This is a genomic window from Pseudomonas sp. REP124, assembly GCF_020164475.1.
Classification (GTDB): Bacteria; Pseudomonadota; Gammaproteobacteria; order Pseudomonadales; family Pseudomonadaceae; genus Aquipseudomonas.
Genome location: NZ_JAIQWX010000181.1, coordinates 1 through 11,139, shown reverse-complemented (window position 1 = coordinate 11,139; position 11,139 = coordinate 1). Strand labels below are relative to the sequence as shown.

Here is an 11,139-nt window from a genome sequence, read left to right as displayed (position 1 = left end):
TGCGCTAAAAGCTTCGCGGGCAAGCCTCGCTCCTACAACAGGGGGAGGCGTCAGGGACGGAATTGGCTGGGAGCCACACCGCTCCAGCGCACGAACGCATGGCGAAAACTTGCGGTCTCGCTGAAGCCCAACGCCTCGGCAATCCGGTAAATCGGCATCTGATCCTCGCAGAGCATCTGCTTGGCCTGCTCGAAACGCAGCTCGTCGAGCAGTTCCTGATAACTGCAGCCCATGTCCTTGAGATGCCGGCGCAAGGTTCGCGTGGAGCAGTTCATCTGCTCGGCCAGGCCTTCCAGTCCCGGCGCCGCATTCAGTTGCGCGCTGAGCAGTTGGCGAATCCGTCCCAGCCATGCCTGGCGTCCGGTGAATTCGGTGTTCTGTTTGCGGCAGCGTTCGGCCATGGTCTGGTGGGTGATGGCGTCGGCCAGTGGCAAGGGTTGCTCGAGCCACTTTCTGTCGAAGGCGAATGCGTTGTCCTGCGCGCCGAAATGCAGCGGGCAGTCGAAGGGATGGGCGTAGGACGCCTGATAGTCGGGCGCGGCGTGTTCGAAGCGTGCACCGAGCAGTGGCAGTGGATGGCCGAGCAGGTCATCGCAGGTGACCTTCAGTGATACCAGGCAGAACTCGGCATTGAACACCGCCATGGCCGGGCTCTCGCGGTAATCGGCGGCGGCGAACCAGACGCGTTCGCCATCTTCTTCAAGGCTGAGCTCGAAAAGTGTTCCCAGCAGCGCCGGATAGCGTATCGCCAAGCGCAATGCGTCACCGAAGGTGGCACAGGTGAGCAAGGCGTAACCGAGGATGCCGTAGGACGACACGTGCATGCGCCGGCCCAGTTCCAGGCCGATATCGTGTTTGAGAGCGACGGCGTTGGCGCAGACCTGCATCTCCTGATTGGTGGTGATGCGGGTGTCAGCCCGGTTGAGATCCGCCGCACTGATGCCACTGCCGGCCAACAGGGCCTCGCTCGACAGACCTTCGGCCTTGAAGGTGTTGAGCACCAGGGAAACGGCGTTGAGGGTGGTGAGATGGGAGTGGAGCATGGTGGCTTCCAGCCTTGGGGTGACTGGAAGTAGAGCAAGTTATGTGCCTGATGATGGACCTGTAGGAGCGAGCATGCTCGCGATGGTGGACGGAACACCGCGGGGCGTCAGGATGCCAGCGTTTTAGTTGACGTCCATCGCGAGCTTGCTCGCTCCTACAAGAAAGGCGGTTGTCAGCTGAGCTCGCCGCAGAGGTCGAGTTCTACGATGCGGCGTACTTCTGCGGTGTCCAGGCCTGCGCCCAACAGGCCGTGCAGCTTGCCGAACGCCGCTTCGCGGGTCATGCCGCCACCGGACAGCACACCGACGCCACGCAAGCGGCTGCCCGCTTCATAAACGTCCAGCTCCACACCACCTTCATGGCACTGCGTCACCGCCACCACCACCACGTCCTTGTCCCGCGCCCGCTCGAGGCTTGCGAGGAACGCCGGGTTGTCGCTCGGGCCGGTACCGCTGCCGTAGCACTCCAGCACCAGGCCCTGAATGCCGCTATCGATCAGTCCGTCGACGATTTCGGCGCGGATGCCGGGAAACAGCGGTAGCACCGCGACGTTCGCCAGTTGCCTGGTCTGGTTGTAACCAAGCGCAGCCGGCAGCGAAGTGGCCTTGATCCCGCCACCTTGACGCTCCAGGCGCTTGAACGGGTGGCGGCCGAAACTGCGGACCTTGGCGCAGCGGGTCGGGTCCAGCACTTCGCCGTGGAAGTACAGGTGCACACCCGGCGCCAGGCCCTGCCCCAGGGCGACCAGCGCGCCGCCAAGGTTTTCCCAGGCATCGCTGTCGGCGACGCCGGCCGGCAGCATCGAGCCGGTGAAGCACACGCGGGCCTGCAGGCCGAGCAGCTGGAAGCTCATGGCCGCAGCGCTGTAGGCCAGGGTGTCGGTGCCGTGCAGGATCAGCACGCTGTCGCAACCTTGCGCGTCGACCGCATCAACCACCGCTTCGCGCAGTTGCTGCCAGTAGGTCGGGGTCATGTTGGCGCTGTCGATCAGCGGCGACATCTCGCGAAAGCGCCACTGCGGCACCACCAGTTCGGGTTGGCTGGTGAGGTATTCGCGCATCCGCGCTTCGAAGCCGGACGCCGGAGCCAGGCCGTTGGCGCTGGCTTGCATGCCGATCGTGCCGCCGGTGTAGAGCACCATGATGTGTTGGGCGGCAGGGTAGTTATTGGCAATCATTTTGAGGCCTCCGCTAGAGATGATGTGTGGGAGCGAGCTGCTCGCGATAGCGATCCGTCAGTGACCCCGGATTCGAATGTGCCACCGTCATCGCGAGCAGGCTCGCGCCCACAATGGGCGCACTTTAACTGACCGATTGGCAAAAAACGCGCAAAAAAAAGGGCCTGGAGAGTGATCTCCAGGCCCTCAAAAGGTGAGAGGTGTCTAGTCCCTCGACCTGGTGAGCGGTGCTGCAAGTGTTGCGTCGGATCAGGCTTTAAGCGGAACCAGACGCGGAGCGATCATGTTTTCCGGGCGCAGGATGTCGGCGAGCATGGCGTCGTCGAGCAGGCCTTCTTCGCGCACCAGTTCCAGCACGCCGCGGCCGCTTTCCAGAGCGATGCGGGCGATGCGGGTGGCGTTTTCGTAGCCGATGTACGGGTTCAGCGCGGTGACCAGGCCGATCGAGTGCTCGACCAGTTCACGGCAACGTTCCTCGTTGGCGGTGATACCGGTGATGCAGTGCTCGCGCAGCATGTCCATGGCGCGTTGCAGCAGGCGGATCGAGTCGAGGATCTTGAAGGCGATCAGCGGCTCCATCACGTTCAGCTGCAGTTGGCCGCCTTCGGCTGCCATGGTCAGGGCCAGGTCGTTACCGATGACCTGGAACGCTACCTGGTTAACGGCTTCCGGAATAACCGGGTTGACCTTGCCTGGCATGATCGAGCTGCCTGGCTGACGCGCTGGCAGGTTGATCTCGTTGATGCCGGTGCGCGGGCCGCTGGACAGCAGGCGCAGGTCGTTGCAGATCTTCGACAGCTTGACCGCGGTACGCTTGAGCATGCCGGAGAACAGGACGAAGGCGCCCATGTCGGACGTGGCTTCGATCAGGTCGGCTGCCGGTACCAGCGGGTGACCGCTGATGGTGGCCAGGCGCTGAACGGCCAGGTGCTGGTAGCGCGGGTCGGCGTTGATGCCGGTACCGATCGCGGTGCCGCCCAGGTTCACTTCGGTCAGCAGTTCTGGCGCCAGGGTTTTCAGGCGTGCCAGGTCTTCGCCCAGGGTGGTGGCGAAAGCGCGGAATTCCTGGCCGAGGGTCATCGGCACGGCGTCTTGCAGTTGGGTACGGCCCATCTTCAGGACGTGGGCGAACTCTTCACCCTTGGCCGCGAACGACTGGATCAGGCTGTCGAGGCTGGCCAGCAGGGTGTCGTGACCCAGCAGCAGGCCCAGACGGATCGCCGTCGGGTAGGCGTCGTTGGTCGACTGCGCCATGTTCACGTCGTTGTTCGGGTGCAGGTACTGGTATTCGCCTTTCTGGTGACCCATGGTCTCCAGTGCGATGTTGGCGATCACTTCGTTGGCATTCATGTTGGTCGAAGTGCCAGCGCCGCCTTGAATCATGTCCACCACGAACTCTTCGTGGAAATCGCCGCGGATCAGACGGGCACAGGCCTCGCTGATGGCTGCGTGCTTGACTTCGCTCAGATGACCCAGTTCGCGGTTGGCGTCAGCGGCGGCCTGTTTGACCATCGCCAGGCCGACTACCAGTTTCGGGTAGTGGGAGATCGGCACGCCGGAGAGACGGAAGTTGTTCACCGCTCGCAGGGTCTGGATGCCGTAATACGCTTGAGCAGGTACTTCGAGTTTGCCAAGCAGGTCTTTTTCTGTGCGGAAAGATGCAGCGGAGGACATGATAGAAATCATCTCGATATGGACCCGGTCTGTGCCGGAACACTGCAAATGCTAGGCTTGTGGAGAATTTAGGGCCAATGCTGTTAAACACTGCCCTATGCATATTCGGCATAATGCCGGTGTGACGCCGTGTTGGCGGCGAGCGTGTGACCTGTTTTGGTGCGTGTCCGGGAGGACGTGATGAATCTGGAAAGTAAATGGCTGGAGGACTTCAGTGCCCTGGCCGCCACCCGCAGCTTCTCCCAGGCGGCGGAACGGCGCTTCGTGACGCAGCCTGCGTTCAGCCGGCGGATCCGCAGCCTGGAGGCCGCGCTGGGGCTGACGCTGGTCAACCGCTCGCGCACGCCGGTGGAGCTGACGGCGGCCGGGCAGTTGTTCCTGGTCACCGCGCGCACCGTGGTCGAACAGCTCGGTGAAGTGTTGCGTCATCTTCATCATCTGGAAGGCGGGCAGGGCGAGGTGATGCAGGTCGCCGCGGCCCACTCGCTGGCGCTGGGCTTCTTTCCGCGCTGGATCGCGCAACTGCGCAATGAAGGCCTGAACATCGCCACGCGGCTGGTGGCGACCAACGTCGGCGACGCTGTGCATGCCCTGCGTGAGGGTGGCTGCGACTTGATGCTGGCGTTCTACGATCCGGATGCGGCGATGCAGATGGACCCGGAGATCTTCCCGTCCTTGCACCTTGGCCACACCGAAATGCTGCCGGTGTGTGCGGCGGATGCTGATGGCAAGCCGCTGTTCGATCTGGAAGGCGAGGGCAGCGTGCCGCTGCTGGCCTACAGTGCCGGCGCGTTCCTCGGGCGCTCGGTGAACATGCTGCTGCGCCAGCGGGCGCTGCGCTTTACCACTGTTTATGAGACTGCCATGGCTGACAGCCTTAAAAGCATGGCGCTGGAAGGTCTGGGCATCGCCTGGGTGCCGCAGCTGAGCGTGCGCGCGGAATTGGCTCGCGGTGAGCTGGTGGTGTGCGGCGGGCCGCAGTGGCATGTGCCGCTGGAGATTCGACTGTACCGGTGTGCGCTGGTGCGCAAGGCCAACGTGCGGTTGTTGTGGCGCAAGCTTGAGGGTGGGGCTGCGCAGGGTACTTGAGCCCAAAGAAAGGCAAATGTGGGAGCGGGCTTGCTCGCGAATGCGGTGTGTCAGGCAACATCAATGTCGACTTACCCACCGCATTCGCGAGCAAGCCCGCTCCCACAATGGATTTGTGTTGTGTTGACTGACTTACAAGTCAATAAAACCGGCACTTTGCGCCGTATGACAGATGGTCGAAACAGGGGCTGTTTATCTGCCGTATTGCGGTATACTGCGCGGCCTTCGGCCGGCTCGATCGGCCATTTTTCGTACAATTCAAGCCACGCATAATGCGTGGCTTGTTGTTTTTGACGCGCCTGCGGGCGCCCAGAGAGAAGAGGCTCGACGATGAGTGCACTGGTTGGCGTGATCATGGGCTCCAAGTCCGATTGGTCCACCCTTAGCCACACCGCCGATATGCTGGAAAAGCTCGGCATCCCTTACGAGGTGAAAGTGGTTTCTGCCCACCGTACCCCGGACCTGCTGTTCCAGTACGCTGAAGAAGCCGAAGCCCGTGGCATCGAGGTGATCATCGCCGGTGCCGGTGGCGCGGCTCACCTGCCTGGCATGTGCGCGGCCAAGACCCACCTGCCGGTGCTGGGCGTACCGGTTCAGTCGGCAATGCTCTCGGGCGTCGATTCGCTGCTCTCCATCGTGCAGATGCCGGCCGGTATTCCGGTTGCCACCCTGGCTATCGGTAAAGCCGGTGCGATCAACGCAGCGCTGCTGTCGGCGAGCATCCTGGGCGCCAAGCACCCGCAGTTCCACGACGTGCTGAAAACCTTCCGCGCTGAGCAGACTGACAGCGTCCTGGAAAATCCAGACCCACGCATCGCCTGAGGTTGTTGACGATGAAGATCGGTGTAATCGGTGGCGGCCAGTTGGGTCGCATGTTGGCGCTGGCGGGCACTCCGCTGGGCATGAACTTCGCTTTCCTGGACCCGGCGCCGGACGCCTGTGCTGCTGCATTGGGCGAACACCTGCGCGCCGATTACGGTGATCAGGACCACCTGCGTCAGCTGGCCGATGAAGTCGATCTGGTGACTTTCGAGTTCGAAAGCGTGCCGGCGGAAACCGTGGCCTTCCTCTCGCAATTCGTGCCGGTCTACCCGAGCGCCGAAGCCCTGCGGATCGCCCGCGATCGCTGGTTCGAGAAGAGCATGTTCAAGGACCTGGGGATTCCTACCCCGGCGTTCGCCGACATTCAGTCCCAGGCTGACCTGGACGCCGCCGTGGCTACCATCGGTCTACCGGCCGTGCTGAAAACCCGTACCCTGGGATACGACGGCAAGGGCCAGAAAGTCCTGCGCACCCCTCAAGATGTGGTCGGCACCTTCGCCGAGTTGGGCAGCGTAGCCTGTCTGCTTGAAGGCTTCGTGCCGTTCACCGGTGAAGTCTCGCTGATCGCCGTGCGCGCTCGCGATGGCGAAACGAAGTTCTACCCGCTGGTCCACAACACCCACGACAGCGGCATCCTCAAGCTGTCCGTGGCCAGCACCGATCACCCGCTGCAGGCCCTGGCCGAAGATTATTCCAGCCGTGTGCTCAAGCAGCTGGACTACGTCGGGGTGATGGCGTTCGAGTTCTTTGAAGTCGACGGTGGCCTCAAGGCCAACGAAATCGCTCCGCGCGTCCACAACTCCGGACACTGGACCACCGAAGGCGCCGAGTGCAGCCAGTTCGAAAACCACCTGCGGGCGGTAGCCGGCCTGCCGCTGGGGTCGACCGCCAAGGTCGGTGAGAGCGCGATGCTCAACTTCATCGGCAAAGTGCCCGAGACCGAAAAAGTCCTGGCCATCGCCGATTGCCATCTGCATCACTACGGAAAAGCGTTCAAGGTCGGCCGCAAGGTCGGTCACGCCAACCTGCGTTGCGCAGACCGCGAGACACTGGCTGCGCAGATCCTCAAGGTCGAAGCGCTCATCGCCGAGTAGCAGCAGTTTCATGTGGCAGCGGCGGAACCATTCAGGGACCGCCGTTCTCTCATGGCAGGATGCCAAAGTCTGACTAGGCTTTGGCATATCTTCCAATTCAGAGGGAAATGCCATGGGAATTATCGGAACCATCTTTATCGGCCTGATCGTCGGCCTGCTGGCGCGGTTCCTGAAACCGGGCGATGACAGCATGGGCTGGATCATGACCATTCTGCTCGGTATCGGCGGTTCGCTGGCGGCCACCTACGGCGGCCAGGCCCTGGGCATTTACCAGGCGGGCCAGGCAGCCGGCTTCATCGGTGCGCTGGTCGGCGCGATCATCCTGCTGGTGATCTACGGCCTGATCAAAAAGAACTGATTCAAGCGACAAAGTCCTCTCGGCTGCGCAGTCCGAGAGGACTAGAATGCTCGGCGTTTCACGACCTTTCCTTTACCGAGCACCTTCATGCGCCGTCTTCTGTTGTCTCTTCTCTTGGTGGGTAGCGGTCTGGCCCACGCCGGCGAACTGCCGGAAACCGACTGGCTGGAACTGATGCCCAAGTCGGATCAGAAAGCCCTCGAGGCCATGCCCGAGATCGATCACAACTCCCCCGAAGCCAATGGCACCTTTACCGAAAAGGGTGGCATGAAGCAGAGCAAAGGCCTGCCGGCGGTGATGTATTCGACCAAGACCGTTGCCTCGATGAACGACAAGAACATTCGTCTGGGCGGTTATCCCGTGCCGCTGGAAACCGACGCCAAGGGCCACAGCACGCTGTTCTTCCTCGTGCCGTATCCGGGCGCCTGCATCCACGTCCCGCCACCGCCGCCCAACCAGTTGGTGCTGGTGCGTTATCCCAAGGGTTTGAAGCTGAACGATATCTACACGCCGCTGTGGGTCACCGGCACGCTGAAGGTCGAGAAGGTCAGCAATGATCTGGCAGACGCGGCGTATGCGCTGGATGCGGCGAAGGTGCGGGTGGTGAAAGAGTCGGATCTCTAACGCGTCATCCAAGCCATACACAAATCAAAAATGTGGGAGCGGGCTTGCTCGCGAATGCGGTATGTCAGTCACATTGATGTCGACTGACACTCCCTCTTCGCGAGCAAGCCCGCTCCCACATTTGGTTTTGTTGCGTTACAGAGGCTTGCTGCCAATGCTCACACCCAGGGTATGGCTGGCACCCGGCTTCAGCGCCACCACATCATCCATCACATTCGCCGTCTCGATGCACAGCATGCGCTGCCAACCGTCATCGGCCATGTCACTCAACGCCGCAGCACGATCAACCCAAGGGTTCCAGATCACCGCCGTGCGCGACCCACTGCTGGTCAGCTCGATACGACGTTCCCACGCCGGGTCGACAATGCTCAGCTTCGCCGGAGCATTGAGGTAGATGCGGTCGGTTTCGCCGGTGAACTCCAGGTCGCCGGTTTGCGGCTTGGTTTTCCAGTCTTCCAGCGTTTCGATGTAGCTCAGGCCGCTCACGCCCTCGACATGCACGTTGCGTACATCGCTGACGGCGAAATAGCTGTGCAGCGCCTGGCTGATGGTCACCGTCTCGGCGCCCTGGTTATGGCTGGTCAGGCTGATGTGCAGTTGCGAATCCAGGCGGATGCTCAACTTCAAGTCGACCTGATGCGGCCAGCCCGGCAGGCCGCCTTCGGGATAAGGCAGGAGGAACTCGACTTTCAGGCTTTCGCCCTCGGCCTCGATGCCACCCAACTCCCAGTCCATCGCCCGCACCAGACCATGGGCCGGTGCCGGTTCCTGGCTGACGCGCATCGCTTTCACGCTCTGCGGATTGCGCTCGAAGTTGCCAAACCACGGCCAGCACACCGGCACACCGGCACGGATGCTTTTGCCGGTCTTGAACACGGCCTCGTCGTTGAGCCAGATCACTGGCGGCTGACCGGCGACCTGATAGCTGAGGATGTGCGCGCCTTGCTGGGCCACCAGTAATTCGGCCTGACCGTGGCGAATGCGCCAGCAGTTCAGTTCATCCAGTTTTACGGCTTCAACGTTGGGCGTGCTCATGGGACAGCTCTCGATCAGTAACAGGACTGCAATGGACCGCAAAACGGTCGCCGGGTTTAGCGGGGCTGTTTAACGCGATGCCTTGATGCTCAGCGAGCTCTTGGCGGAACCGAGCGAGTGCGGCCGCTACCGTCGATGGCAACGAACACGAAGACCGCCTCGGTCACCTTGCGCCATTCGCTGGACAGCGGATCGTCGCTCCAGACCTCGACCATCATCTTGATCGAGCTGCGGCCGATTTCCAGCGCCTGGGTATAGAAGGAGAGCTGAGCGCCCACCGCCACCGGCACCAGAAACGCCATGCGGTCGATCGCCACCGTGGCGACGCGGCCACCGGCGACCTTGCTGGCCATCGCGGTGCCGGCCAAATCCATCTGCGCCACCAGCCAGCCACCGAAAATATCGCCAAAGCCGTTGGTTTCGCGGGGAAGCGCGGTGATTTGCAAGGCCAGGTCGCCTTGCGGGATCGGATCTTCTTGTTCGAGCTCTATCATTCCGGGGGTGCCTCTGACCCGTGACTCTTCGTTGGTCTTTCAGTGAATAGCCGTCTTCGGAAAAACGATTCAGCACCGAACATACTACGTTCGTCACGTTTTCCATAAAGGCGCCTAAAGGGAAACTCTGCGAAATCGCCTATGAACCTGACAGGCGTTTTCGCACAGCAACCCTGAAAAGCTATTGCACAGTGTTGCGAGTATATCGGTCGATAGACTCCGATACGACCATCCGGTTCTCATTTTGACCGTCAAATACGCGCCTCTATGTGCTTTTTCGAACAATTTGCTATCGTGCCGGACCCGCCCGAGACCTTGCCTGCGTTGTCGGGGCGGCAGAACTGACCATAAGAGAAGCCTTTGCCATGACCCCAGCGCCCTCAAGTATTGCGCAGCCTGCTCCCTCCGCACGTCCTCTGACCCGCAATGATTACAAGACGCTCTCGCTGTCCGCCCTTGGTGGTGCGCTGGAGTTCTACGATTTCATCATCTTCGTGTTCTTCGCGACCGTGGTGGGCAAGTTGTTCTTCCCGGCGGACATGCCGGATTGGCTGCGTATGATGCAGACCTTCGGCATTTTCGCCGCCGGCTACCTGGCGCGGCCGCTGGGCGGCATCGTAATGGCGCACTTCGGCGACCTGCTGGGACGCAAGAAAATGTTCACCCTGAGCATTTTCATGATGGCGGTACCGACCCTGATCATGGGCTTGCTGCCGACCTACGCGCAGATCGGCATGTGGGCGCCGATCCTGTTGCTGCTGATGCGAGTGATCCAGGGCGCGGCGATTGGCGGTGAAGTGCCGGGCGCCTGGGTCTTCGTTTCCGAACACGTACCGCAGCGCCATATCGGCTACGCTTGCGGCACCCTCACTAGCGGCCTGACGGCGGGCATCCTGCTCGGCTCGCTGGTCGCCACGGCGATCAACAGCATCTACACCCCGGTGGAAGTGTCCGATTACGCCTGGCGGATCCCGTTCCTGCTGGGCGGCGTATTCGGCCTGTTCTCGGTGTACCTGCGCCGCTGGTTGCACGAAACCCCGGTGTTCGCCGAGATGCAACAGCGCAAGGCTCTGGCCGAAGAAGTGCCCCTGCGCGCGGTGCTGCGTGACCATCGCGGCGCCATCGCCATTTCGATGCTGCTGACCTGGCTACTGTCGGCCGCCATCGTGGTCCTGATCCTGATGACCCCGACCGTGTTGCAGACGGTCTACAAGTTCGCGCCTACCATTTCCCTGCAAGCCAATAGCGTAGCCATTGTGATGTTGAGCTTTGGCTGCGTGATCTCAGGCGCCCTGGCGGATCGCTTCGGTGCGGGCAGAGTCTTCGTGTTCGGCTGCGCCGCGTTGCTGGCCAGCTCCTGGACCTTCTACCACAGCCTGGCCGAACATCCCGACTGGCTGTTCCCGATGTACGCCCTGACCGGCCTGCTGGTCGGCACCATCGGTGCGGTGCCATACGTGATGGTCAAGGCCTTCCCGCCAGTGGTGCGCTTCAGCGGCCTGTCGTTCTCCTACAACGTCGCCTACGCGATCTTCGGTGGCCTGACACCTATGGTCGTCAGCCTGCTGCTCAAGGAAAGCGCGATGGGGCCTGCGTATTACGTGGCGGTGCTGTGCGGGCTGGGGATTGTGGTGGGGGCGTATCTCTGGAAGAAGGGGCGCTAAGCCCGGCTTTCTGCATCGTCAGTCATTGCCACATCGCGAGCAGGCTCGCTCCCACAGATACAGC

At 61.9% G+C, this 11,139-nt stretch carries 11 protein-coding genes; 6 read left to right on the top strand and 5 right to left on the bottom strand.

Translation table 11 applies throughout. From position 1 onward, the window contains the following. Positions 1 to 50 precede the first annotated feature (50 nt). From K9857_RS27265 to aspA, 3 genes are all read right to left on the bottom strand, one after another. Complete coding sequence (locus K9857_RS27265) at positions 51 to 1,043, bottom strand: AraC family transcriptional regulator (protein ID WP_224541181.1); 993 nt, start codon at positions 1,041 to 1,043, stop codon at positions 51 to 53. Positions 1,044 to 1,216: 173 nt separating this feature from the next. After that, positions 1,217 to 2,221 (bottom strand): asparaginase, encoded by a 1,005-nt coding sequence (locus tag K9857_RS27260; protein ID WP_224541178.1) that lies wholly within the window; start codon positions 2,219 to 2,221, stop codon positions 1,217 to 1,219. A gap of 249 nt (positions 2,222 to 2,470) precedes the next feature. Continuing rightward, a complete protein-coding gene (gene aspA / locus K9857_RS27255; RefSeq protein ID WP_224541176.1) occupies positions 2,471 to 3,895 on the bottom strand; it encodes an aspartate ammonia-lyase in 1,425 nt (474 codons plus the stop codon). A 180-nt stretch (positions 3,896 to 4,075) separates the two neighbouring features. Here aspA and K9857_RS27250 point away from each other — a divergent pair, with 180 nt between their 5' ends. From K9857_RS27250 to K9857_RS27230, 5 genes are all read left to right on the top strand, one after another. Beyond that, positions 4,076 to 4,984, top strand: coding sequence for a LysR substrate-binding domain-containing protein (locus K9857_RS27250; protein ID WP_175375592.1), 909 nt, complete (start codon positions 4,076 to 4,078; stop codon positions 4,982 to 4,984). A 330-nt stretch (positions 4,985 to 5,314) separates the two neighbouring features. Next, the gene (gene purE, locus K9857_RS27245; protein WP_175375591.1) at positions 5,315 to 5,806 is read left to right on the top strand and encodes a 5-(carboxyamino)imidazole ribonucleotide mutase; all 492 of its coding nucleotides are present in this window, start codon (positions 5,315 to 5,317) and stop codon (positions 5,804 to 5,806) included. 11 nt (positions 5,807 to 5,817) lie between these two features. Then, complete coding sequence (locus tag K9857_RS27240; RefSeq protein WP_224541174.1) at positions 5,818 to 6,900, top strand: 5-(carboxyamino)imidazole ribonucleotide synthase; 1,083 nt, start codon at positions 5,818 to 5,820, stop codon at positions 6,898 to 6,900. 112 nt (positions 6,901 to 7,012) lie between these two features. Beyond that, positions 7,013 to 7,258 (top strand): GlsB/YeaQ/YmgE family stress response membrane protein, encoded by a 246-nt coding sequence (locus K9857_RS27235; RefSeq protein WP_224541172.1) that lies wholly within the window; start codon positions 7,013 to 7,015, stop codon positions 7,256 to 7,258. Between the two features lie 87 nt (positions 7,259 to 7,345). After that, the gene (locus tag K9857_RS27230; protein WP_224541170.1) at positions 7,346 to 7,882 is read left to right on the top strand and encodes a DUF3299 domain-containing protein; all 537 of its coding nucleotides are present in this window, start codon (positions 7,346 to 7,348) and stop codon (positions 7,880 to 7,882) included. Positions 7,883 to 8,017: 135 nt separating this feature from the next. Here the strand turns inward: K9857_RS27230 and K9857_RS27225 are convergent, their stop codons facing one another. Both K9857_RS27225 and K9857_RS27220 read right to left on the bottom strand, forming a co-directional pair. After that, positions 8,018 to 8,917 carry a D-hexose-6-phosphate mutarotase gene (locus tag K9857_RS27225; protein WP_224541169.1) on the bottom strand — a complete coding sequence of 300 codons (900 nt, stop codon included), beginning with the start codon at positions 8,915 to 8,917 and terminating at the stop codon, positions 8,018 to 8,020. Positions 8,918 to 9,006: 89 nt separating this feature from the next. Beyond that, positions 9,007 to 9,411: an acyl-CoA thioesterase gene (locus K9857_RS27220; protein ID WP_007942704.1), complete on the bottom strand. Its 405-nt coding sequence runs from the start codon at positions 9,409 to 9,411 to the stop codon at positions 9,007 to 9,009. 365 nt (positions 9,412 to 9,776) lie between these two features. On the opposite strand from K9857_RS27220, the gene K9857_RS27215 reads away from it, so the two are divergent. Next, positions 9,777 to 11,075 (top strand): MFS transporter, encoded by a 1,299-nt coding sequence (locus K9857_RS27215; protein ID WP_224541167.1) that lies wholly within the window; start codon positions 9,777 to 9,779, stop codon positions 11,073 to 11,075. The last annotated feature ends 64 nt before the right edge of the window (positions 11,076 to 11,139 follow it).

Bases quoted from the DNA above. Each gene is read 5' to 3' on its own strand.
- K9857_RS27235 (WP_224541172.1), top strand. From the start codon at position 7,013: ATGGGAATTATCGGAACCATCTTTATCGGCCTGATCGTCGGCCTGCTG.
- K9857_RS27250 (WP_175375592.1), top strand. From the start codon at position 4,076: ATGAATCTGGAAAGTAAATGGCTGGAGGACTTCAGTGCCCTGGCCGCC.
- K9857_RS27220 (WP_007942704.1), bottom strand. From the start codon at position 9,411: ATGATAGAGCTCGAACAAGAAGATCCGATCCCGCAAGGCGACCTGGCC.
- K9857_RS27265 (WP_224541181.1), bottom strand. From the start codon at position 1,043: ATGCTCCACTCCCATCTCACCACCCTCAACGCCGTTTCCCTGGTGCTC.
- K9857_RS27260 (WP_224541178.1), bottom strand. From the start codon at position 2,221: ATGATTGCCAATAACTACCCTGCCGCCCAACACATCATGGTGCTCTAC.
- K9857_RS27215 (WP_224541167.1), top strand. From the start codon at position 9,777: ATGACCCCAGCGCCCTCAAGTATTGCGCAGCCTGCTCCCTCCGCACGT.
- aspA (WP_224541176.1), bottom strand. From the start codon at position 3,895: ATGTCCTCCGCTGCATCTTTCCGCACAGAAAAAGACCTGCTTGGCAAA.
- K9857_RS27225 (WP_224541169.1), bottom strand. From the start codon at position 8,917: ATGAGCACGCCCAACGTTGAAGCCGTAAAACTGGATGAACTGAACTGC.
- K9857_RS27230 (WP_224541170.1), top strand. From the start codon at position 7,346: ATGCGCCGTCTTCTGTTGTCTCTTCTCTTGGTGGGTAGCGGTCTGGCC.
- K9857_RS27240 (WP_224541174.1), top strand. From the start codon at position 5,818: ATGAAGATCGGTGTAATCGGTGGCGGCCAGTTGGGTCGCATGTTGGCG.
- purE (WP_175375591.1), top strand. From the start codon at position 5,315: ATGAGTGCACTGGTTGGCGTGATCATGGGCTCCAAGTCCGATTGGTCC.